The following is a 22621-nucleotide window of genomic DNA, read 5'->3' as shown; positions in this document are numbered from 1 at the left end:
CGATGGTTACCCCGCAGCATGCAGAAGAACTGACCCTTGGCGCTCGAGAGCTTGGTGTCGAGTTGAGCGAAAGCCAGCACCGTCAGTTGCTGGCGTACCTGGCTTTGCTGATCAAGTGGAACAAGGCCTACAACCTGACTGCCGTTCGTGATCCGGATGAGATGGTGTCTCGCCATCTGCTGGACAGCTTGAGCGTGGTGCGTTTTATCGAGGGTGAGCGTCAGCTGGATGTCGGCAGCGGCGGCGGGATGCCCGGCATTCCGCTGGCCATCCTGTTTCCGGAGATGAAAGTCACGGTGCTGGACAGCAACGGCAAGAAGACCCGGTTTCTGACACAGGTCAAACTCGAGCTTGCGCTCACCAACCTCCAAGTTATCCACAGCCGTGCCGAAGCATTCCAGCCCGCGCTGCCGTTCAACGGCATCATCTCCCGCGCCTTCAGCAGTCTGGAAGACTTTACCCAGTGGACTCGGCACATGGGCGACGGCGAAACACGCTGGTTGGCAATGAAGGGTCTGCATCCAGTGGATGAACTGGTAGCATTGCCCGCAGATTTTCATCTGGAAAGCGCGCAAGCCTTGGCCGTACCCGGTTGCCAAGGTCAACGGCATCTGCTGATACTGCGCCGCACGGCATGACAGGGAACACACGCAAGAATGGCTAAGGTATTCGCGATAGCGAACCAAAAAGGGGGTGTGGGTAAAACCACAACCTGCATCAACCTCGCGGCTTCGCTGGTGGCAACCAAGCGTCGGGTGCTGTTGATCGATCTCGATCCGCAAGGCAATGCCACCATGGGCAGTGGTGTGGATAAGCACGGGCTTGAGCATTCGGTTTACGACTTGCTGATCGGCGAGTGCGATCTGAATCAGGCCATGCACTTTTCTGAGCACGGCGGTTATCAGCTGCTGCCGGCAAACCGCGACTTGACCGCTGCCGAGGTGGTCCTGCTGGAAATGCAGATGAAAGAATCGCGTCTGCGAGCAGCGCTGGCACCCATCCGCGAGAACTACGATTACATTCTCATCGACTGCCCTCCATCTTTGTCGATGCTGACGCTCAACGCGCTGGTCGCGGCCGACGGCGTGATTATCCCCATGCAGTGCGAATACTTTGCGCTCGAAGGTCTGAGCGACCTTGTGGATAACATCAAGCGCATCGGTGAACTGCTCAATCCTCAACTCAAGATCGAAGGTTTGTTGCGGACCATGTATGACCCGCGGCTTAGCCTGATCAACGATGTTTCGGCGCAGCTCAAAGAACATTTCGGCGAGCAGCTGTACGACACCGTTATTCCGCGCAATATTCGTCTGGCCGAGGCGCCTAGCTTCGGTATGCCGGCATTGGCGTACGACAAGACTTCTCGCGGCGCGCTGGCTTACCTGGCACTTGCGGGCGAAATGGTCCGTCGCCAACGTCGCGGCAGTCGCACCGCGGCTCAGCCCACTTAAGGAAATTCCATGGCCGTCAAGAAACGTGGACTCGGACGTGGGCTGGACGCACTGCTGAGCAGCCCCACCGTCACCGCACTGGAAGAACAGGCGGTGAAGGCGAGTGAGCGCGAGCTTCAGCACATTCCGCTGGACCTGATTCAACGAGGCAAATACCAGCCGCGTCGTGATATGGATCCCCAGGCGCTGGAAGAACTGGCTAACTCGATCAAGGCGCAAGGGGTTATGCAGCCGATCGTGGTCCGCCCGATTGCCGACAACCGCTTCGAGATCATCGCCGGTGAACGCCGCTGGCGCGCCAGCCAGCAGGCCGGGATCGAGTCGATTCCTGCCATGGTGCGTGATGTGCCCGATGAAGCGGCCATCGCGATGGCGCTGATTGAGAACATTCAGCGCGAAGACCTGAATCCGATCGAGGAGGCGATTGCCCTGCAGCGTCTGCAGCAGGAATTTCAGCTGACCCAGCAGCAAGTTGCCGAGGCGGTGGGCAAGTCGCGAGTCAGCGTCGCCAATTTGCTGCGACTGATCGCATTGCCGGAAGTGATCAAGACCATGCTCTCCCATGGAGATCTGGAAATGGGCCATGCCCGTGCGTTGTTGGGACTGCCCGAAGATCAGCAGGTTGAAGGGGCGCGACATGTTGTCGCACGCGGTTTGACCGTGCGCCAGACTGAAGCACTGGTTCGCCAGTGGCTGAGCGGCAAACAGGAGGCTGCGGAACCTGTGAAGGCCGATCCTGATATCACTCGCCTGGAGCAGCGCCTGGCCGAGCGGCTGGGCTCCGCGGTGCAAATCCGCCATGGACAGAAGGGCAAAGGTCAGTTGGTCATCCGTTATAACTCGCTGGATGAGCTACAGGGTGTGCTCGCTCACATTCGCTGAAACAAATCATGCGTAGCGCGTAGTCGGAAATCACTACCTGGCAGTTGAATAGGGGCTGAACCGCCCCTATACTCTGCGCGCATTTTGTCGGCACAATTTATGCCAAGTTGTTGATTTTGGCGGCCGGCTCACGAGGAGCCCATGTGATGGAGACACGCACGCCAAACCGCCTGCCATTCCATCGCCTGGCTGTTTTCCCGATCTTGCTGGCTCAGTTGATTGTCCTCTTGGGGGCAGCGCTGGCGCTTTGGCAGTGGCACGGCGTTGTAGCCGGGTATTCGGGGCTTTGCGGTGGCCTGATAGCCTGGCTGCCGAATGTGTATTTTGCTCATAAGGCATTCCGGTACTCCGGGGCCAGGGCAGCGCAGGCTATCGTTCGGTCGTTCTACGCCGGCGAGGCAGGCAAGTTGATTTTTACGGCAGTGCTCTTTGCACTGACGTTTGCAGGAGTAAAGCCGCTGGCTCCGCTGGCGGTTTTTGGCGTTTTCATACTGACCCAACTGGTCAGTTGGTTTGCGCCCCTGCTACTGAGAACAAGACTTTCGAGACCTTAGGGCGTTTGAGGCAACCATGGCAGAGCAAACAGCTTCGGGCTATATCCAGCACCACTTGCAGAACTTGACCTTTGGTCATTTGCCTGACGGCAGTTGGGGCTTCGCGCATTCCGCAGCGGAAGCAAAAGAAATGGGCTTTTGGGCTTTCCACGTCGATACCCTCGGCTGGTCGGTCGCACTGGGTCTGATTTTCGTCCTCATCTTCCGCATGGCCGCAAAAAAGGCGACTTCCGGTCAGCCGGGCGCGCTGCAGAACTTCGTTGAAGTGCTCGTAGAGTTCGTCGACGGCAGCGTCCGGGACAGCTTCCATGGCCGTAGCGCCGTGATCGCTCCTCTGGCATTGACAATCTTCGCCTGGGTATTCCTCATGAACGCCGTCGACTTGATTCCCGTCGACTGGATCCCGCAACTGGCGATCATGATCACCGGTGATCACCACATTCCTTTCCGCGCCGTATCGACCACCGATCCGAACGCGACGCTGGGTATGGCACTGTCCGTGTTTGCCCTGATCATTTTCTACAGCATCAAAATCAAGGGTATCGGCGGCTTCATCGGCGAATTGACCCTGCACCCGTTCGGCAGCAAGAACGTTTTCGTTCAAGCGCTGTTGATTCCGGTGAACTTCCTGCTTGAATTCGTGACTCTGGTGGCCAAGCCGATCTCTCTGGCACTGCGGCTGTTCGGCAACATGTACGCGGGTGAACTGGTGTTCATTCTGATCGCGGTCATGTTCGGCAGCGGCCTGCTGTGGCTCAGCGGTCTGGGCGTGGTCCTGCAATGGGCGTGGGCTGTGTTCCACATCCTGATCATCACCCTGCAAGCGTTCATCTTCATGATGCTGACCATCGTCTACCTGTCGATGGCTCACGAAGATAACCATTGAGACCCGCCTGGCGAGTCTGATGATCCCCTCGCTTAGGTGAGGGGGTGCCCGCGAGGGCTTGATGTAAGAAACGATTTTGCTTTACCGCTTTAATCTAAGAAAACCTAACCAATACGACGTAAAAGTCGGGAGGAAAGATGGAAACTGTAGTTGGTCTAACTGCTATCGCTGTTGCACTGCTGATCGGCCTGGGCGCACTGGGTACTGCAATCGGTTTCGGCCTGCTGGGCGGTAAGTTCCTGGAAGGCGCTGCGCGTCAACCGGAAATGGTTCCAATGCTGCAAGTTAAAATGTTCATCGTGGCTGGTCTGCTCGACGCCGTGACCATGATCGGTGTTGGTATCGCTCTGTTCTTCACTTTTGCGAACCCCTTCGTTGGTCAACTCGCTGGCTGATCACTCGAATTTTCGAGTTGATTGGTGTGATGGACAACGAACGAGCGAGGTGTTGGCGTGAACATTAATGCAACCCTGATTGGCCAGTCCGTTGCGTTCTTCATTTTTGTGCTGTTCTGCATGAAGTTCGTGTGGCCTCCGGTCATCGCGGCTTTGCACGAACGTCAGAAGAAGATTGCGGATGGACTGGACGCTGCTACACGAGCAGCTCGCGACCTGGAGCTGGCCCAAGACAAAGTGGGTCAGCAACTGCGCGAAGCTAAGGCTCAGGCAGCTGAGATCATTGAGCAAGCCAAGAAACGCGGTACCCAGATTGTCGACGAAGCCCGTGAACAGGCTCGCGTTGAAGCTGACCGCATCAAGGCTCAGGCTCAGGCCGAGATCGAACAGGAACTGAACGGCGTCAAAGACGCGCTGCGCGCCCAATTGGGTAGCCTGGCAGTCAACGGCGCAGAGAAGATCCTGGGTGCCACAATCGATCAAAACGCGCACGCGGAGCTGGTAAACAAACTGGCTGCTGAAATTTAAGCGAGGGCGATCATGGCAGAACTGACCACGTTGGCCCGACCTTACGCTAAGGCAGCCTTCGAGCATGCACAGGCGCACCAGCAACTGGCCAATTGGTCAGCCATGCTCGGCCTGGCTGCTGCAGTGTCGCAAGACGACACGATGCAGCGCATGCTCAAGGCCCCGCGACTGACGAGCGCAGACAAGGCCGCCACTTTTATTGAAGTGTGCGGCGACAAGTTCGATGCCAAGGCACAGAATTTCATTCACGTCGTTGCTGAAAACGACCGTCTCCAGCTTCTGCCGGAGATCTCCGAACTGTTCGAGCTTTACAAGGCCGAGCAGGAAAAATCGGTAGATGTGGATGTGACCAGTGCTTTTGCATTGAACCAAGAACAGCAAGACAAACTCGCCAAGGTTCTCAGTGCACGGCTCGGCCGGGAAGTGCGCCTGCACGCTGCGGAGGATGCCGCCCTGATAGGTGGTGTCATCATCCGCGCCGGCGACCTGGTTATCGATGGCTCAGTTCGCGGCAAACTCGCGCAACTAGCCGAAGCATTGAAATCTTGAGTTTGAAGGGGCAGCAGAGCAATGCAGCAACTCAATCCTTCCGAAATAAGTGAAATCATCAAGGGCCGCATCGAGAACCTCGATGTTGCCTCCCAAGCCCGAAACGAAGGCACAGTCGTCAGCGTGTCTGACGGTATCGTGCGGATTCACGGTCTCGCCGACGCTATGTACGGCGAAATGATCGAGTTCCCGGGCGGCGTTTACGGTATGGCACTGAACCTGGAGCAAGACTCCGTGGGTGCTGTCGTACTGGGCGCTTACACCTCTCTGGCTGAAGGCATGAGTGCCAAGTGCACCGGCCGCATCCTCGAAGTTCCGGTTGGTAAGGAACTCCTGGGTCGCGTAGTCGACGCACTGGGTAACCCTGTCGACGGCAAAGGTCCGCTGAACAACACCGAGACCGACGCGGTCGAGAAAGTTGCTCCAGGCGTGATCTGGCGTAAGTCGGTAGACCAGCCTGTACAGACTGGCTACAAGGCTGTCGACGCGATGATCCCTGTCGGCCGTGGCCAGCGCGAGCTGATCATCGGTGACCGTCAGATCGGTAAAACCGCTCTGGCGATCGACGCGATCATCAACCAGAAAAACAGCGGTATTTTCTGCGTCTACGTTGCAATCGGTCAGAAGCAATCGACCATCGCCAACGTTGTTCGCAAACTGGAAGAAAACGGCGCTCTGGCCAACACGATCATCGTGGCGGCCAGTGCTTCGGAATCGCCTGCGCTGCAATTCCTGGCTCCGTATGCCGGTTGCACCATGGGCGAATACTTCCGCGACCGCGGTGAAGACGCACTGATTGTCTATGACGATCTGTCCAAGCAGGCTGTGGCTTATCGCCAGATTTCCCTGCTGCTGCGTCGTCCACCAGGCCGTGAAGCTTACCCAGGCGACGTGTTCTATCTCCACTCCCGTCTGCTGGAGCGTGCATCCCGCGTTTCGGAAGAGTACGTAGAGAAGTTCACCAATGGCGCAGTGACCGGCAAAACCGGCTCCCTGACCGCATTGCCGATCATCGAAACCCAGGCTGGCGACGTTTCCGCGTTCGTTCCGACCAACGTGATTTCCATCACTGACGGTCAGATCTTCCTGGAATCGGCCATGTTCAACTCCGGCATTCGCCCGGCAGTGAACGCCGGTGTTTCGGTATCCCGTGTGGGTGGTGCCGCTCAGACCAAGATCATCAAGAAGCTCTCCGGTGGTATCCGTACCGCTCTGGCTCAGTACCGTGAACTGGCAGCATTTGCCCAGTTCGCCTCTGACCTGGACGAAGCGACCCGTAAGCAACTTGAACATGGTCAGCGCGTTACCGAGCTGATGAAGCAGAAGCAATATGCGCCAATGTCGATCGCTGACATGTCGCTGTCGCTGTATGCCGCTGAGCGTGGGTTCCTGACTGACGTCGAAATCGCCAAGGTTGGCAGCTTTGAACAAGCGCTGATTGCTTACTTCAACCGAGATCACGCCGATTTGATGGCGAAGATCAACGTGAAGGGTGACTTCAATGACGAAATCGATTCTGGCCTGAAAGCCGGCATCGAGAAGTTCAAGGCCACCCAAACCTGGTAAGCCGCAGCGGGAGTCGCGAGGCTCCCGCTTGCTAACCTGATAGGTGTTACATGGCAGGCGCAAAAGAGATTCGCAGCAAGATTGCGAGCATCAAAAGCACGCAAAAGATCACCAGCGCCATGGAAAAAGTGGCGGTCAGTAAAATGCGCAAGGCTCAAATGCGCATGGCTGCTAGCCGTCCTTACGCGGAGCGCATCCGCCAGGTGATTGGTCATCTCGCCAACGCTAACCCGGAATACCGTCATCCCTTCATGATCGAACGCGAAGTAAAGCGCGTCGGTTACGTCGTGGTGAGCAGTGACCGTGGTCTGTGTGGTGGCTTGAATACCAACCTGTTCAAGGCTTTGGTCAAGGACATGGCGAAGAACCGTGAAAACGGCGTAGAGATCGATCTGTGCGTGGTCGGCAGCAAAGGTGCGGCGTTTTTCCGCAACTTCGGCGGTAACGTCGTCGCTGCGATCAGCCACTTGGGCGAAGAGCCGTCGATCAACGATTTGATCGGCAGCGTCAAGGTGATGCTGGATGCCTACCTGGAGGGCCGTATTGATCGCCTGTCCGTGGTGTCCAACAAATTCATCAACACCATGACTCAGCAACCAACGGTCGAGCAGTTGATTCCGTTGGTCGCGACCCAGGATCAAGAACTCAAGCACCACTGGGATTACCTGTACGAACCCGACGCCAAAGAGCTGCTGGACGGCTTGATGGTCCGTTATGTGGAGTCGCAGGTCTATCAGGCGGTGGTCGAGAACAACGCGGCTGAACAGGCTGCGCGGATGATCGCGATGAAGAACGCCACCGACAACGCCGGTGACCTGATCAGCGATTTGCAGCTGATCTACAACAAGGCGCGTCAGGCAGCGATCACCCAAGAGATCTCGGAAATCGTCGGCGGCGCTGCCGCGGTTTAACGGTTCAAATATTCAGAGGATCCAGCTAATGAGTAGCGGACGTATCGTTCAAATCATCGGCGCCGTGATCGACGTGGAATTTCCACGCGACAGCGTACCGAGCATCTACAACGCGCTGAAAGTACAAGGCGCGGAAACTACTCTGGAAGTTCAGCAACAGCTGGGCGACGGCGTAGTTCGTACCATTGCGATGGGTTCCACCGAAGGCTTGAAGCGCGGTCTGGACGTTATCGACAGCGGCGCAGCCATCTCCGTACCAGTCGGTAAAGCGACGCTGGGCCGGATCATGGACGTACTGGGTAACCCGATCGACGAAGCGGGCCCGATCGAAACCGAAGAGCGCTGGGGCATTCACCGTCCTGCGCCTTCGTTCGCTGATCAGGCTGGCGGCAACGACCTCCTGGAAACCGGCATCAAGGTCATCGACCTGGTTTGCCCGTTTGCCAAGGGCGGTAAAGTCGGTCTGTTCGGTGGTGCCGGTGTCGGCAAGACCGTAAACATGATGGAACTGATCCGTAACATCGCCATCGAGCACAGCGGTTATTCCGTGTTCGCCGGTGTGGGCGAGCGTACCCGTGAGGGTAACGACTTCTACCACGAGATGAAGGACTCCAACGTTCTGGACAAAGTAGCGCTGGTCTACGGTCAGATGAACGAGCCGCCGGGTAACCGTCTGCGCGTGGCCCTGACTGGCCTGACCATGGCTGAGAAGTTCCGTGACGAAGGTAACGACGTTCTGTTGTTCGTCGACAACATTTACCGTTACACACTGGCCGGTACTGAAGTATCCGCACTGCTGGGCCGTATGCCTTCTGCAGTAGGTTACCAGCCGACGCTGGCTGAAGAGATGGGCGTGCTGCAAGAGCGCATCACTTCGACCAAGGAAGGCTCGATCACTTCGATCCAGGCGGTATACGTACCGGCGGACGACTTGACCGACCCATCGCCAGCCACAACGTTTGCTCACCTGGACGCCACCGTCGTTCTGTCCCGTGACATCGCTTCCCTGGGTATCTACCCAGCGGTCGATCCACTGGACTCGACTTCGCGCCAGCTGGACCCGAACGTGATCGGTCAGGACCACTACGACACCGCTCGCGGTGTTCAGTATGTTCTGCAGCGTTACAAAGAGCTGAAAGACATCATCGCGATCCTGGGTATGGACGAGCTGTCGGAAACCGACAAGCAGTTGGTATCCCGTGCTCGTAAGATTCAGCGCTTCCTGTCGCAGCCGTTCTTCGTGGCTGAAGTCTTCACCGGTGCCTCGGGTAAATACGTTTCCCTGAAAGACACCATTGCTGGCTTCAAAGGCATCCTCGCCGGTGACTACGACCATCTGCCTGAGCAGGCGTTCTACATGGTCGGCGGCATCGAAGAAGCGATCGAGAAAGCCAAGAAACTGTAATCCAGGCGCCCGGCAACGGGCGCTAATCAGGTTGAGGCATGCAAATGGCTATGACAGTCCATTGCGATATCGTCAGCGCGGAAGGAGAAATTTTCTCCGGTCTGGTCGAGATGGTGATTGCACACGGTAACCTGGGTGATATCGGTATTGCTCCAGGTCACGCACCGTTGATCACCGATCTGAAGCCAGGTCCGATCCGCCTGATCAAGCAGGGTGGCGAAGCCGAGGTGTTTTACATCTCCGGTGGTTTCCTTGAGGTTCAACCGAACATGGTCAAAGTGCTTGCCGATACCGTGCAACGCGCTGCTGATCTGGACGAAGCCTCAGCTCAGGAAGCCGTCAAGGCTGCCGAGCGTGCTCTGAATGAAAAAGGCGCAGATTTCGATTACGGAGCTGCTGCTGCACGTCTGGCGGAGGCCGCAGCTCAGCTGCGCACCGTCCAGCAAATTCGCAAGAAGTTCGGCGGCTAACCCCGGCGACCCGTTGCGCGATTGAGTAAAAGGGTAGCCTCGGCTACCCTTTTTCTTTTTTCGGCTTCTCGCCTGAATCATCAGCCCGGCTAATGTGGCCTGCTCGTCTGGAATCCCTTCATGTCTCTCGATATCGTCATTCTCGCCGCGGGTCAGGGCACTCGTATGCGTTCCGCTCTGCCCAAGGTCTTGCATCCTGTAGCCGGTAAATCGATGCTCGGCCATGTTATCCACAGCGCACGCCAGCTTTCGCCCCAGGGCATTCACGTGGTCATAGGCCATGGAGCAGAGCGGGTCCGAGAGCAATTGGCGAGCGATGATCTGAATTTCGTGCTCCAAGACAAACAATTGGGCACTGGCCACGCCGTTGCTCAGGCGTTGCCAGCGCTGACGGCCGAGACGGTACTCATTCTTTATGGTGACGTCCCGCTCATACAAGTAGAGACCCTGAACCGCCTCCTCGCGCTGGTAAATGATCAGCAGTTGGGTCTGCTGACGGTCACGCTGGAAGACCCGACCGGTTATGGCCGCATCGTCCGTGACGTGCAGCATCGCGTCAGCGCTATCGTCGAGCACAAGGATGCAACTGAAGAGCAGAAGGCTATCAAGGAAGGTAACACCGGAATCCTCGCGGTACCGGGCAAGTGCCTTGCCGACTGGCTGGGCCGCCTCTCCAATAAAAACGCCCAGGGTGAGTATTACCTGACTGACGTTATTGCCATGGCCGTCAATGATGGCCTCGTGGTCGCGACTGCTCAGCCCGATGACGCAATGGAAGTGCAGGGCGCCAATGACCGTAAACAGCTTGCCGAGCTCGAGCGTCATTACCAGCAGCGGGAGGCTCGCCGACTCATGGCGCTGGGTGTCACGTTGCGCGACCCGGCGCGTTTCGACGTTCGTGGCGACGTTACTGTTGGCCGCGACGTGATGATCGACGTGAACGTCATCCTTGAGGGGCGAGTCGTCATCGAAGACGACGTCTCCATCGGCCCGAACTGCGTGATCAAGGACAGCACCTTGCGCAAGGGCGCAATCATCAAGGCGAACAGTCACCTTGAAGGGGCGATCGTTGGCGAAGGCGCGGATGCAGGACCTTTTGCTCGTTTGCGCCCGGGCAGCGTGCTCGATGCCCGTGCCCATGTGGGTAACTTCGTCGAATTGAAGAATGCTCATCTGGGCGAGGGCGCCAAGGCAGGTCATCTGACCTATTTGGGTGACGCAGTGATCGGCGCGCGCACCAACATTGGCGCTGGCACCATCACCTGTAACTACGATGGCGCGAACAAGCACAAGACGGTGATGGGGGAAGACGTGTTCATTGGCTCGAACAACTCGCTGGTCGCCCCTGTGCATATCGCGTCAGGAGCTAGCACTGCCGCTGGCTCTACCATCAATCAGGATGTGCCGGCCGAACAGCTTGCGGTTGCCCGTGCTCGCCAACGCAACATCGAAGGCTGGAAGCGGCCGGTGAAAATCAATAAAGACTAAGTTATCCACAGTCACATCGGCTGCTTGCCAGGCAGGCAGCTGATCCCGAGTCGCTAAACAACAATCCCTCTACAAAATCGTTTAACCATCCTCCCCAAAAAATCCAAAGCCCCCCTTGACGTATATCTTTCGATGAGCTTTCATTGCGTTCGTTAACTTTCGAAACGAAACTTAAGCCAATCATGTCGAAACGTAATACGCCGCAACGCCGCCACAACATTCTTGCGTTGCTCAATGAGCAGGGGGAGGTAAGCGTGGACGAGTTGGCCAAACGCTTCGAAACTTCCGAGGTGACGGTCCGTAAGGATCTGGCTGCGCTCGAAAGCAATGGGTTGCTGCTTCGTCGTTATGGCGGCGCCATCCCCATGCCCCAAGAATTGATTGGCGAACCCGGCCAGCCGGTTTCCAGGTTCAAACAAGCCATTGCCCGCGCTGCTGTTGCCCGCATCCGGGAACACGCACGGATCATCATCGACAGCGGCAGTACCACGGCTGCGATGATCCCGGAGCTGGGATTGCAGCCGGGCCTCGTGGTGATGACCAATTCCCTGCATGTCGCCAACGCGCTGGGTGAACTGGAGCACGAACCGGTCCTGCTGATGACCGGCGGCACATGGGACCCGCATTCAGAGTCGTTTCAGGGTCAGGTGGCGGAGCAGGTGCTGCGTTCCTACGACTTTGATCAACTGTTCATCGGCGCCGACGGCATTGATCTGACCCGCGGTACAACCACATTCAACGAGCTTCTTGGCCTCAGCCGGGTGATGGCCGAAGTTGCCAGGGAAGTGATCGTGATGGTCGAGGCCGATAAGGTCGGTCGCAAGATTCCCAATCTGGAGCTGCCCTGGGGCAGCGTCCATACCCTCATTACCGATGACCGCCTGCCTCAAGAGGCACGCGAACAAATTCAGGCTCGCGGCGTAACCTTGATTTGCGCTGCTGTTTCCTAGGAGAAGAACCATGTGTGGAATTGTCGGCGCTGTTGCTGAACGGAATGTTACGGCTATCCTGCTGGAGGGCCTCAAGCGCCTGGAGTACCGGGGCTACGACAGCGCCGGCGTGGCGTTATTCAACAACGCCGGCGTGCTTGAGCGTTGTCGTCGGGTCGGCAAGGTCAGCGAACTGGAGCGGGCGCTCGCTGGCGAACCTGTCACAGGCCGCCTCGGGATCGCCCACACCCGTTGGGCGACCCATGGCGCACCGTTGGAGCGCAACGCTCACCCACATTTCTCCAACGAGCAATTGGCGGTGGTGCACAACGGCATCATTGAAAACCATGAGCCGCTTCGCGAGCGCTTGAAGGGTCTGGGTTATGTGTTCACGTCTGACACGGACACGGAGGTCATTGTCCACCTGCTGCACCATAAACTGCAGGACACGCCCGATCTGGCTGCGGCTCTGAAGGCGACGGTCAAGGAACTGCACGGCGCGTATGGCCTTGCGGTCATCAGCGCACATCAACCGGATCGCCTGATTGCTGCCCGCAGTGGCAGCCCGCTGGTTGTGGGTCTGGGCCTTGGGGAAAACTTCCTCGCCTCCGATCAACTGGCGTTGCGTCAGGTGACGGACCGCTTCATGTACCTGGAAGAGGGTGACATCGCCGAGATCCGTCGCGACAGCGTGCAGATCTGGGACGCTTCCGGCTTGCCCGTCGAGCGTGAGATCGTTCAGTACCACGAGGGCGCAGAGGCGGCGGACAAAGGCGAGTACCGCCACTTCATGCTCAAGGAAATCCACGAGCAGCCAAAAGTCGTGCAGCGCACCCTGGAAGGCCGCCTCGGTCAGCAGCAGGTTCTGGTGCAGGCATTCGGACCGCAAGCGGCGGAGCTGTTCGCCAAAGTACGCAACGTGCAAATCGTCGCCTGCGGCACCAGCTATCACGCCGGCATGGTCGCGCGTTACTGGCTCGAAGGCCTGGCCGGCATTCCCTGCCAGGTCGAAGTCGCCAGCGAATTCCGCTACCGCAAGGTCGTGGTCCAGCCGGACACGCTGTTCGTTTCGATCTCCCAGTCCGGCGAGACCGCCGACACCCTGGCCGCGCTGCGCAATGCCAAGGAACTGGGTTTCCTTGCCAGCCTGGCGATCTGCAACGTAGGCATCAGTTCGCTGGTGCGTGAATCCGATCTGACCCTGCTCACTCAGGCCGGCCCGGAAATCGGCGTCGCGTCGACCAAAGCGTTCACCACGCAGCTGGTCGCGCTGATGCTGTTGACGCTGTCACTGGGTCAGGTCAAAGGCACGCTGGGCGCTGGCGTGGAAGCAGAACTGGTTGAAGAGCTGCGCCGCCTGCCGACCCGCCTGGGTGAAGCACTGGCGATGGACACGACGGTGGAGAAAATCGCCGAACTGTTCGCCGAGAAGAATCACACCCTCTTCTTGGGCCGTGGCGCGCAATTCCCGGTGGCGATGGAAGGGGCGTTGAAGCTCAAGGAGATCTCCTACATCCACGCCGAAGCCTACCCGGCCGGCGAACTGAAACACGGCCCGCTGGCACTGGTGGACAGCGACATGCCGGTTGTCACCGTGGCACCTAACAACGAGCTGCTGGAGAAGCTGAAATCCAACCTGCAGGAAGTGCGTGCACGGGGCGGCGAGCTGATCGTCTTCGCGGACGAACAGGCCGGGCTGGTCAACGGAGAGGGGACCCACGTGGTTTCCATGCCCCACATCCTCGACGCATTGACGCCGATCCTTTACACGATTCCGCTGCAACTGCTTTCGTATTACGTGGCAGTGCTCAAGGGTACGGATGTGGATCAGCCGCGTAATTTGGCGAAGTCCGTGACGGTGGAATAAGTTATCCACAGCGTACTGCGCTGGTTCTTATGGAATCAGCGCAGTCGCAGATTGTTAATGTGTAGGCAAAGGAGGGCCTACACGTTGGACCGAATGCTTGATCTGCACCGGCCATCAGGCTGCTGGCCATGCTTCTCAAGGTTTCGCTCGCCGCGTCGATAGCTTCTCAAGTCAATGCGAGCGGCCTCCATGTTCAATACCCGGTTAAAAGATAAAATCCAGCAATTGGAAAAACGGCTGGGGGCTCTTGAGCAGGTCAAGGCGACGCTGGATCTCGAAACCGTGTCGGTCACCCTGGACGCGGCAGGCGTCATCCTTGAGGTGAATGCTCTGTTTGAAACAGAGCTGGGATTCACCCAGGCTGAGTTGTCTGGTCGTGCCCTCCGTGAATTCAGTCCTTCAGAGCTGAGCGGAGACGTACATCAGCGCCGCGCTCTTGATGCCGTTGCCCAAGGCAAGCATTACAGCGGCACGTTGCGTCTGTGCAGCCGTGAAGGTCGACACGTCTGGCTACGGGCAATGGTCATACCCTTCGCAGGTGACAGCGGGCGGGTCGAACGCATCGTTTTGTATTCAAGCGTGCTGACGAGGACCATTGAGGCCTCCAGGGAGAATGAAGCGCTGGTGGGGGCTCTGATGCGCTCCACTGCCGTCATCGAGTTTTCTCTGGATGGGTTAGTGCTGGCAGCCAATCAGAATTTTCTGGACGCTATGGGCTATACGCTTCCCCAAATCCTGGGCAAGCACCACCGAATCTTTTGCATGCCATCCGACGCTCAGTCGGAAGAATATGATCGGTTTTGGCAGACCCTTAGACAGGCATCCTATGTCGCGGGAAGGTTTTGCCGAGTGGATAAACATGGCAACGAGGTATGGCTGGAGGCTTCCTACAATCCAATCGTGGATGCCAATGGCAAGCTGTACAAGATTGCCAAAATAGCCACCGTTATCACCGACCAGGTCACCCGCGAGCGCGCTGTATCCGAAGCAGCCGGCATGGCCCACGGCACGTCGGTTCGAACCAACGCCAGCGCAGAGCAAGGTCGCGAAGTCATCCAGAACACCGTCACGACCCTCAATACACTGTCGGCGTTGATGGAAGATGCTGCCCATGGCATTGAAGCACTGGATGCCCAGAGCCAGGAAATCGGCACCATCGTCAAAACCATCGGCAGCATCGCGGACCAGACCAATCTGTTGGCCTTGAACGCAGCGATCGAAGCCGCACGTGCCGGGGAACAGGGCCGCGGTTTTGCTGTGGTCGCCGACGAGGTCAGAAACCTGGCCCTTCGAACCACTAAGGCGACGGCGGAGATCTTCGAGGTCGTGAAAAACAATCAGGTTCTGGCGTCCAGCGCTGTGACCATGATCGGAAAAAGCAGGCAGCAGGCCGGGGCGGCGCTGGGTTTCGCCAGTGAGGCGGACGAGGTGATCAAGGACATTCAACAAGGTGCCAACAGTGTTGTGGTCGCCGTTGAGCAGTTCTCGGGTCAAGCCGGGCAGTAATGATTGCTGCAATGCTTCACGTCTGCACCTCTCAGTGACCCCAAGGTAAAGCGCGATCCAGGTGATCCTTATGCTCGATGCTCTCAAGCAGTCCATAAACGATCTGCATAAGATCGACCGGCCCAGGCTTGAGGATGAGTGTGACTCGCTATTCAGCCGGATCGAGCAGGCACGAACAGAAGGCTGTGACTGGCGAACAGGCCACACAGCTGTTCTATGATGTCCGGAACGAACGTTCAAGGTGCTTTCGCAGCGCAAGTCAGCGGCGGATCGCAGATTCCTAAGCCGACGGACAGTCGTGCGAGTCGTGGGCACCCACACATAAAACTCACCACAGTAAGCTTTAGGCGGCCTAAAACGCATTTAAGTGCGTATTAATTGACCTTCACATCGCGCTAATACTCAGCTTGGTTTACCTTAAGTCAGTTAAGGTAAGCCCAGGTGAGTGTTATGACTGACTTCTTCCCCGTCGCGTGCGCCGACAGCCTTGCTAGAATCGCGCTGCTGGTAAAGGCCCGACGCTTATCAGCAGGCTTGCGCCAAGCTGATCTCACACGCGCGATCGGCATCTCGGCACATACGTTACGCAAGATCGAAAACGGCTCGGAACGGGTCGACTTGCGATCATTCATGCTGGTGCTATGGCGCCTGGGCTTGAGCGACCAGGTTTTCGCGCCATTGGACGGGATTGAAAAAACGTCTGAAATCACTCGCTATGGCAGCGACGAAGATGCGAAGGACGGCCTCGCAGCGCGACGGGTGCGGTTGGCGAAACCCAAGTCGGAGGACTTTTGATGTCTCGCGCCTATATCTATATGGAAGACCCCAAGACCAAAGACGTGGTGACGCTCGGCAGATTGACGCTCAAAGGCGCGGTGGGTGAGTTTCTTTATGCACCTGATCACGTGAAACGGAGTGGATGGGTGCCAGATCCCATCAACTATACGCTCAAAGGTCTGGCGAAATTCATTGAAGCCTGTGAAGCGGTTTACGACAGGCAGCTGGATGCCGAATCGCTCGTAACGCTAAACATACGGCAGCAGCGTTCGTCCCTCGGTGGAGCCAGGCCCAAGCGAACGCTGCAAGACAAAGGCATGCTGATCCTGGCCAAGCCCCGTGACCAGTTTGATGAGTATGATTTCCCCTCCATCGAATTTGCCTGCATGACCTTCGCCGCTTCCAAGGGCATGCACGTCGCAAACACCGGGTTGTGCGGACGGCGCCCATCGCATTCCGATGCTGAGCGCACTCACTTTGCTCGATTCAGACTGGAACGAACCGCACCACCGCGACTGGCGGTATGCATCGGTGGCAGACGAGATGCGACGCAGAGGAGTCCCGGACGAGGACCTGCAAGAGCTGTTCAAACGCAGGTGCTACAACGCATTGGCCGGTAACAGCGACGACCACCCACGCAATCACGCGATTATTTGGCGGGAAGAAGGATGGCGACTCTCGCCTATGTACGATGTCTTGCCGATGCTCGACGAGGGGCCGGCGAAGACGTTGGCCATGGCTGTCGGGCGCGATGGAAGCGCAATCAACCGAACCAATGTGCTCAGCCATCACGCCCATTTCGCTTTATCCCGTGCGCAACCGGAGCAAGTGCTGAATGAGGTGGCGAGTTGGGAAGATGAGCTCAAAGCTCATTACGGCAAATGGCTAAGGGGCACAGATCTGCACATGGCATGCGACGCCGTCAGCTCAACACGTATGACCCAGTGAAACCCACTCGCCGAGCTTCGTGAATCAAGCCACCTGGCTCGCGCTTTCAATCTCCCGGGCATGCCCCTTCGCTGTCTTGCCCGCCTGCTGCACAGCCCATTTCATGAACTCAGCAATCGCCCATTCTTCCCGCCGCTCTTTCGCGCAATAGACGAAATAGTCGAACTTGAGCTCCGCCGTGGCATTGGTGACCTGCACCAGCCGTTTGCTCTGCAATGCCTCGGACGCGAAGACGCTGTTGACCAGCGCGATGCCCTGGCCGGCGCAGGCCGCACTTATCAACAGGGACTCGTCGCCATAGCTGGAACCCTGAATCATCTTGCGGTTGCTCATGCCGAAGGCGTTCATCCAGACCTTCCAGTAGTTGCGCTCGGTGTCCTGCAGCAGCGGGAAGGTCAGGCAATCCTGCGGGCTCTCGATATTGCGCTGGGTGCTGAGCAGATGCGGGCTGCACACGGGGATCAAGTAGGACGACCACAAGTGCGTGGCGTGGTTTTCACAACTGGCGGCCATCTCGCGCTGGATGCAGATATCCACATGGCCGTGCTTGAGCTCCGACAGACCGTTACAGATCTGAATCGAGATTTCGACGTTAGGGCAACGTTCCTTGAAACCACCCAGTGCCGGGATCAGCCACGAACTTGCGATGGTGGACGTCGTGCTGATCACCAGGCGCGTCTGACGTGGCGCCTTGAGTGCAGCGCGCGACCAGGCTTTTTCGATGACGTCAAAGGTGCCGGCGAGCTCGTCGAACAGGCTGCGTCCGGAAGGGGTAAGCTGGATGCCCTTGGCGTCTCGCTCGAACAGCCGCCTGCCGATCTGGTCTTCCAGCCCTTTGATCTGCTGGCTGATGGCGGCCGGTGACACACACAGCTGGTCCGCTGCACGTTTCATGCTCCCGGCCTTGCACACCTCAACGAACGTGCGGAGGGCTATCAACGGGATCGCTCTGCTCATCCTGCATACCTCGCCGTGAGAGTGCTGCCAGTGCGCCAGGTGATGGAAAAGCGTGTTGGAGTTGCCATCGGATGAATCCCCAAAGCGTTCTTATCACCCGAGCTTGGATATTTCAGGCACAGCCGGGCCCTGCCGGGTATTTACCCGGCGCCGAAAACAGTTGTGGATAACGTTGCTGTCAGGTTGTGGCGGCGCGGTCTTGAGGAACAGGTGCCGGCTTCGGCTTGCTTTGGCTCAACACGAACCAGACCGCCAGGCAGATGAGACCACCGCCGTAAAGGTGTCCGGCGGAGACCTTTTCACCGAGGAACATCACGCCCCAAAGGACGCCAAATGGCGGAATCAGGAAAGTGACGGTCAGCGAGCGGACCGGGCCGATATCGGCGATCAGGCGGAAGTACAAAATGTAAGCACAGGCCGTGCACACGAACCCAACGGCTGCCAGGGACAGCCACACAGTTGAGTCGCCCCAGGTGGCCGGCGGGTTGACGGTGGCGGAGACGGCGAAGAAGGGCAGCAGAAACAGCGTCGCGCCAATCTGGCTGCCGAACGCCACGAGTTTCGCGTCCAGGCCTCCCCGGTCGCCGATCCACTGACGGGTCAGGAATCCTGCAGCGCCGTAGCAACTGGTCGCGACCAGGCAAGCAATTGCGCCCATGACCACCGACGTGGTGAAAGTCACCGGGCCTGTCGTGGTCAGCAACGTTATCCCTAGCAAACCGAGAAATACGCCAACGGCTTTTTTGGGTGTCAGCGAATCATTGAAAAACACTGAGCCTATCAACACGCCCATCAATGGTGTCGTCGCATTCAAGATGGCGGAATAACCTGCGGGTAATAGTAAGGCCGCCATGCTGTACATCAAAAACGGAATGCCGGAATTGATGATGCCCAGGATCAAGGTGGATTTGAACTTGCCGTTGAACTCATGCCGGGTTCTTAAAATGGCCAGAATCACCATTAAGCCAATGGCGCCGAGCAACACGCGGAAGAAGGCGGTAGGCAACGCGCCCAATACGGGGGCAGCCACGCGCATGAACAGAAAACTGGCTCCCCAGATGGCAGCCAGAACAATCAGTCGAACATAGTCGGAGACTTTCATTGCGCTTCCTTTCTTGATCCGTATCGCCGATCCGCTGACCGAAAAGTTGTTGATTGACGCTCGTCGAGTCAGGGTGTGATGATTTGAGCAGTGTCTGGGGTGGTGCTCAAGCGAGCTTTTCTTAAGCACATTAGATTTTCTTAATCGAGGTCAGGCATGAAATTCCCGCCCCTGCACGCGCTGTTGTGTTTTGAAGCGACGGGGCGCCACGCCAGCATGAAAGGCGCGGCAGGTGAGCTGTTCGTAACCCCTGCGGCCATTAGCCAACAGATCGCCAAGCTCGAAAAAGCCGTGGGCGTCACGCTGTTCATCCGCAACACCAAGCGCCTGGAGCTGACTGCCGAGGGCAAGATCTACCTGCGGGCCATTCGTCCCGCGCTCGGGCAGATATCCGACGCCACCCAGCGTCTGATGAGCGACAACGGCCCCAATACAATCACTGTCAGCTGCACCAGCGGCTTTGCGATGCAATGGCTGCTGCCCCGCCTGCCTGATTTCCAGGCCATCTGCCCCGGCATCGAGGTGCTGATCAGCACCACCAACCGACTGGTTGATTTGCTCGGCGACGGCGTCGACTTCGCCGTGCGCCACGGCCTCGGGCGTTACCCCGGTCTGGAAGTGGAGATGCTGATCAACGACCGACTGCAGCCTGTCTGCAGCCCCTCTCTGCTGCCGGATTCCCGGTATCTTTCCTCGCCCATTGACCTGAAAAGCTACAACCTCTTGCACGACGAACACCGCGAGGACTGGGCGTTGTGGCTCCGTGCAGTGGGTATCGAAGACGGCGAGGCCGCTGTTCACAAAGGATCGGTGTTCGTGGATTCCAACGGCGTCATCGAGGCTGCGCTGGCGGGGATGGGCATTGCGCTGGTGCGCCGTTCGCTGATTCGGGAAGAGCTGGCGTCTGGTCGTTTGGTCGTGCCGTTTCGCGCGACGATCGACACGCCCATCGCCTATTACCTGGTGTATGACGAGACGGCCATTCTTCCCAAATCCAGCAAACTATTTCGGGACTGGCTGCTGTCCCAGGCCAACGCCAGTCAGCGTGAATTCACCACGCGATAGTTCGTGTTTTACGTACCGCCGAGTCTGCGTTGTAGCCACCGACGTTTTCCCGGCTAAAGCCGGTCATACAGTGTGTACGCGGTGTGTCAGTAGGACTGGCTTCAGCCGGGAATAGGCCAGTGCCTACACCCTCAATTTCTGCGGGGTAATGAAGTCTTGGTTAGTTATCAAGGCAGTTAAGTCCTGCTTCAGTGTCCACGGGTGATACACCCACGCTTTTAAAACCAGTCAACTCGCTGATTATCAAAACAATTAAGCCAAGACCCGTTAAGTCAAACTTAACCGCTGATTGCGGATTTCTAGTTTGCCCCGTCGCGCGCTTTTCTTCAGTTTATCCCTTAACTGGCACGTGCCCGTCAGCTCAGTCTGGCGCCGATAAAACAGCGAGCAGGATGCTCTGGCTGAAGGAAACCCTCATGACTGATTTCGATATTTTTCGCCCGATGGCGTGGGACAAACTGGTTCATGAATACGACCTGGATGGCGCGAGGTTACTGCCGTGGAACGGCTATCCGACGCCCATTGGTGGTGGCTGGTGCGTCGTGCGCCCGCACACCAAATCCTTGTCGCATACGCAGATAGACCAGGAATTCTTTATCGGCATCAAAGGCACCGCCCAGTTGATCGTCGGGGATCAGACGTACCCGTTCACCATGGGTGACATCGCCGCCATTCCCAAACACACCGATCACTATGTGTTCAACGACACCGACGAAGACTTCCACTTCTACGTCGTGTGGTGGGACCGTGACTCCGCCAACCGCTTCCTCGATGAAGATGCCCAGCAGGCGATGGCTGCCAATGAGTTCGCCCTGCACAAAGCGACCATTCATGACGTGTCCGATCAGAGGGCGTCGTGATGGGCAAGTTACTCGTCACGATCACGCCGCCGACGCCAAATGGTGATTTGCATATTGGTCATATGGCGGGGCCCTTTCTCGCGGCAGATATCTACACCCGTGCCCAACGTCAACGCGGCCACGATTGCACCCTCGTTTCATACTCCGATGACTATCAGTCCTACATGTTGCGTCGAGGTATCGAACTGGACCGTGCGCCTCAAGCGCTGGCGCTGGAAAACACTGACAAAATCAACGACACGCTGAAGAAGATGGGCATCCAGGTGGACTTCTGGATGCGCCCGGATCGCAACAGTTACTTCAAGAACGCCGTCGAGGAGATGTACGAGTACGCGGTGAAGGCGGGGGCCATTTACAAAAAGGTCAGCCAGGAACCGTACTGCGAACACTGTGACAAGTGGGGTTACGAAGCATTTGGCCGGGGTAACTGCGATCACTGTGGCTCGGACTCGGATGCCAGCCAGTGCGAAGAGTGCGCGCACACGCCCAATGCCTCGAAGATGAGCAACTTCCGCTGCAAGTTATGTGCGACGCCCATGATCTGGCGTCCCATTGAGCGTGAATTTCTGGCGCTGTCGAATTTTCGCAACCACCTCAAAAGCTCGTTCGAACATGCGCCGCTGCGGCCTTTCATCCGCCGTTTCCTGGAGGAGGAATTCGAAATCGGTCCGGTGGACTGGGGCATCACCCGGCCTCACGACGGCGGGCTGGATCTCAAGCCGGATGGCAGCCGGCGCATACATACCTGGGTCATGGGCCTGTCCGGTTACCTGGCGGCCTTTCGCGAATACCTGAACGAACACAAGCTTGCGCCGTGGGAGTACGACGAATACTGCCGCTCCGGCAAAGGTCGGCTGGTGCACTTTCTGGGTTATGACTGCGCCTTCAGCCACATGATGGTTTACCCCTCGCTGCTGCAGACCATGCACGGCTATCGCATGCGCCAGACCTTCTACACCAACCAGTTCCTGACCTTGAACGGCAAGAACCTTTCCACCAGCCGCAACTATGCGATCTGGGCGCGAGACCTGGTGGCAGACGCCTGTACCGATAGCGCGCGCTTCTATCTGGCGCTGATCGCGCCGGAGCAGGACACCGATGACTTCGATGTCGAGAAGTTCTCCGCCTGGCGTGAGCAAACCTTCAACGAGGTGCTGGTCAAGCTGGCCGCCCAGGCCGAGCGCGAGCGGGTGGACGGCGACAGCCTGAAAGTCAGTGCGGCGGACGCGGCGGCCCTCAAGATTTTGGTAGCGCGCTGGTTCGAAGTGACGTCGGTGGATCACTTCAGCATGAAGGGGCTCGCGGTGCTGCTGTCGGACATCATCAACGCCGCCCGTGATCGTCAGACCCTCGGCAAGCGGATTCTGCCGTACATGGCGCTGATCGGTGCCATCGGCGCGCCGGTGTTCCCGGACCTGGCGAGACAGATCCTGCGCTATTGCCGCTTCACTGAAAACGAAGTCCTGCAGCAGCTGGTGTATGTCAGTGCGGTCGAGTACGAAATCTGACCGAGAGGCGCGCGACG

Annotated in this window: 23 protein-coding genes and 1 pseudogene; 22 read left to right on the top strand and 2 right to left on the bottom strand. The window is 57.8% G+C overall.

Annotation, left to right across the window (positions count from 1 at the left end):
- Nucleotides 1–2 precede the first annotated feature (2 nt).
- From rsmG to QMX88_RS00840, 19 genes and pseudogenes are all read left to right on the top strand, one after another.
- Nucleotides 3–638 carry a 16S rRNA (guanine(527)-N(7))-methyltransferase RsmG gene (gene rsmG, locus QMX88_RS00925; protein ID WP_282365507.1) on the top strand — a complete coding sequence of 212 codons (636 nt, stop codon included), beginning with the start codon at nucleotides 3–5 and terminating at the stop codon, nucleotides 636–638.
- Between the two features lie 18 nt (nucleotides 639–656).
- On the top strand, nucleotides 657–1451 hold the full coding sequence (locus QMX88_RS00920; protein ID WP_192174386.1) for a ParA family protein: 795 nt from the start codon (nucleotides 657–659) through the stop codon (nucleotides 1449–1451).
- A 9-nt stretch (nucleotides 1452–1460) separates the two neighbouring features.
- Complete coding sequence (locus QMX88_RS00915) at nucleotides 1461–2333, top strand: ParB/RepB/Spo0J family partition protein (protein ID WP_282365441.1); 873 nt, start codon at nucleotides 1461–1463, stop codon at nucleotides 2331–2333.
- 146 nt (nucleotides 2334–2479) lie between these two features.
- On the top strand, nucleotides 2480–2887 hold the full coding sequence (locus QMX88_RS00910) for a F0F1 ATP synthase subunit I (protein ID WP_172610187.1): 408 nt from the start codon (nucleotides 2480–2482) through the stop codon (nucleotides 2885–2887).
- A gap of 16 nt (nucleotides 2888–2903) precedes the next feature.
- A complete protein-coding gene (atpB, locus tag QMX88_RS00905; RefSeq protein WP_282365440.1) occupies nucleotides 2904–3773 on the top strand; it encodes a F0F1 ATP synthase subunit A in 870 nt (289 codons plus the stop codon).
- 137 nt (nucleotides 3774–3910) lie between these two features.
- Nucleotides 3911–4168, top strand: a complete 258-nt coding sequence (atpE, locus tag QMX88_RS00900) for a F0F1 ATP synthase subunit C (protein ID WP_002555987.1) — start codon at nucleotides 3911–3913, stop codon at nucleotides 4166–4168.
- A gap of 57 nt (nucleotides 4169–4225) precedes the next feature.
- On the top strand, nucleotides 4226–4696 hold the full coding sequence (locus tag QMX88_RS00895; protein WP_065988056.1) for a F0F1 ATP synthase subunit B: 471 nt from the start codon (nucleotides 4226–4228) through the stop codon (nucleotides 4694–4696).
- A 12-nt stretch (nucleotides 4697–4708) separates the two neighbouring features.
- Nucleotides 4709–5245, top strand: coding sequence for a F0F1 ATP synthase subunit delta (locus QMX88_RS00890; protein ID WP_037016920.1), 537 nt, complete (start codon nucleotides 4709–4711; stop codon nucleotides 5243–5245).
- A gap of 21 nt (nucleotides 5246–5266) precedes the next feature.
- Nucleotides 5267–6811, top strand: a complete 1545-nt coding sequence (gene atpA / locus QMX88_RS00885) for a F0F1 ATP synthase subunit alpha (RefSeq protein WP_065988057.1) — start codon at nucleotides 5267–5269, stop codon at nucleotides 6809–6811.
- 50 nt (nucleotides 6812–6861) lie between these two features.
- Nucleotides 6862–7722 carry a F0F1 ATP synthase subunit gamma gene (gene atpG, locus QMX88_RS00880; protein ID WP_037016916.1) on the top strand — a complete coding sequence of 287 codons (861 nt, stop codon included), beginning with the start codon at nucleotides 6862–6864 and terminating at the stop codon, nucleotides 7720–7722.
- A 28-nt stretch (nucleotides 7723–7750) separates the two neighbouring features.
- Nucleotides 7751–9127 carry a F0F1 ATP synthase subunit beta gene (atpD, locus tag QMX88_RS00875; protein ID WP_037016914.1) on the top strand — a complete coding sequence of 459 codons (1377 nt, stop codon included), beginning with the start codon at nucleotides 7751–7753 and terminating at the stop codon, nucleotides 9125–9127.
- A gap of 44 nt (nucleotides 9128–9171) precedes the next feature.
- Complete coding sequence (locus QMX88_RS00870) at nucleotides 9172–9597, top strand: F0F1 ATP synthase subunit epsilon (protein ID WP_133774003.1); 426 nt, start codon at nucleotides 9172–9174, stop codon at nucleotides 9595–9597.
- Between the two features lie 120 nt (nucleotides 9598–9717).
- Complete coding sequence (gene glmU, locus QMX88_RS00865; RefSeq protein ID WP_282365439.1) at nucleotides 9718–11085, top strand: bifunctional UDP-N-acetylglucosamine diphosphorylase/glucosamine-1-phosphate N-acetyltransferase GlmU; 1368 nt, start codon at nucleotides 9718–9720, stop codon at nucleotides 11083–11085.
- A 179-nt stretch (nucleotides 11086–11264) separates the two neighbouring features.
- The gene (locus QMX88_RS00860; RefSeq protein WP_192174475.1) at nucleotides 11265–12035 is read left to right on the top strand and encodes a DeoR/GlpR family DNA-binding transcription regulator; all 771 of its coding nucleotides are present in this window, start codon (nucleotides 11265–11267) and stop codon (nucleotides 12033–12035) included.
- A 10-nt stretch (nucleotides 12036–12045) separates the two neighbouring features.
- Nucleotides 12046–13881, top strand: coding sequence for a glutamine--fructose-6-phosphate transaminase (isomerizing) (glmS, locus tag QMX88_RS00855; RefSeq protein WP_192174382.1), 1836 nt, complete (start codon nucleotides 12046–12048; stop codon nucleotides 13879–13881).
- A 174-nt stretch (nucleotides 13882–14055) separates the two neighbouring features.
- Nucleotides 14056–14847 (top strand): annotated as a pseudogene (locus QMX88_RS29520) (PAS domain-containing protein); the annotation flags it as partial.
- Nucleotides 14848–14877: 30 nt separating this feature from the next.
- On the top strand, nucleotides 14878–15387 hold the full coding sequence (locus QMX88_RS29515; RefSeq protein ID WP_442969423.1) for a methyl-accepting chemotaxis protein: 510 nt from the start codon (nucleotides 14878–14880) through the stop codon (nucleotides 15385–15387).
- A gap of 450 nt (nucleotides 15388–15837) precedes the next feature.
- Nucleotides 15838–16182, top strand: a complete 345-nt coding sequence (locus QMX88_RS00845; protein ID WP_282365437.1) for a helix-turn-helix domain-containing protein — start codon at nucleotides 15838–15840, stop codon at nucleotides 16180–16182.
- A gap of 441 nt (nucleotides 16183–16623) precedes the next feature.
- Nucleotides 16624–17112, top strand: coding sequence for a HipA domain-containing protein (locus tag QMX88_RS00840; RefSeq protein WP_282365436.1), 489 nt, complete (start codon nucleotides 16624–16626; stop codon nucleotides 17110–17112).
- A gap of 24 nt (nucleotides 17113–17136) precedes the next feature.
- On the opposite strand, the gene QMX88_RS00835 is transcribed toward QMX88_RS00840, so the two are convergent.
- Together QMX88_RS00835 and QMX88_RS00830 are read right to left on the bottom strand one after the other, a co-directional pair.
- Nucleotides 17137–18069, bottom strand: coding sequence for a LysR substrate-binding domain-containing protein (locus QMX88_RS00835; protein ID WP_282365435.1), 933 nt, complete (start codon nucleotides 18067–18069; stop codon nucleotides 17137–17139).
- A 178-nt stretch (nucleotides 18070–18247) separates the two neighbouring features.
- Nucleotides 18248–19171 carry a DMT family transporter gene (locus QMX88_RS00830; RefSeq protein WP_192174564.1) on the bottom strand — a complete coding sequence of 308 codons (924 nt, stop codon included), beginning with the start codon at nucleotides 19169–19171 and terminating at the stop codon, nucleotides 18248–18250.
- 156 nt (nucleotides 19172–19327) lie between these two features.
- Between QMX88_RS00830 and gcvA the strand changes: the two genes are divergently transcribed.
- From gcvA to QMX88_RS00815, 3 genes are all read left to right on the top strand, one after another.
- A complete protein-coding gene (gene gcvA, locus QMX88_RS00825) occupies nucleotides 19328–20236 on the top strand; it encodes a transcriptional regulator GcvA (protein ID WP_192174502.1) in 909 nt (302 codons plus the stop codon).
- 416 nt (nucleotides 20237–20652) lie between these two features.
- A complete protein-coding gene (locus QMX88_RS00820; RefSeq protein ID WP_192174503.1) occupies nucleotides 20653–21096 on the top strand; it encodes a cupin domain-containing protein in 444 nt (147 codons plus the stop codon).
- Nucleotides 21096–22604: a methionine--tRNA ligase gene (locus tag QMX88_RS00815; RefSeq protein ID WP_282365434.1), complete on the top strand. Its 1509-nt coding sequence runs from the start codon at nucleotides 21096–21098 to the stop codon at nucleotides 22602–22604. The genes QMX88_RS00820 and QMX88_RS00815 overlap by 1 nt, the downstream gene beginning before the upstream one ends.
- Nucleotides 22605–22621 lie beyond the last annotated feature (17 nt).

The sequence above is a fragment of the Pseudomonas sp. PS02290 genome (genome assembly GCF_029960075.1).
Taxonomy (GTDB): domain Bacteria; phylum Pseudomonadota; class Gammaproteobacteria; order Pseudomonadales; family Pseudomonadaceae; genus Aquipseudomonas.
This window is presented reverse-complemented; position numbering and strand designations above follow the sequence as displayed.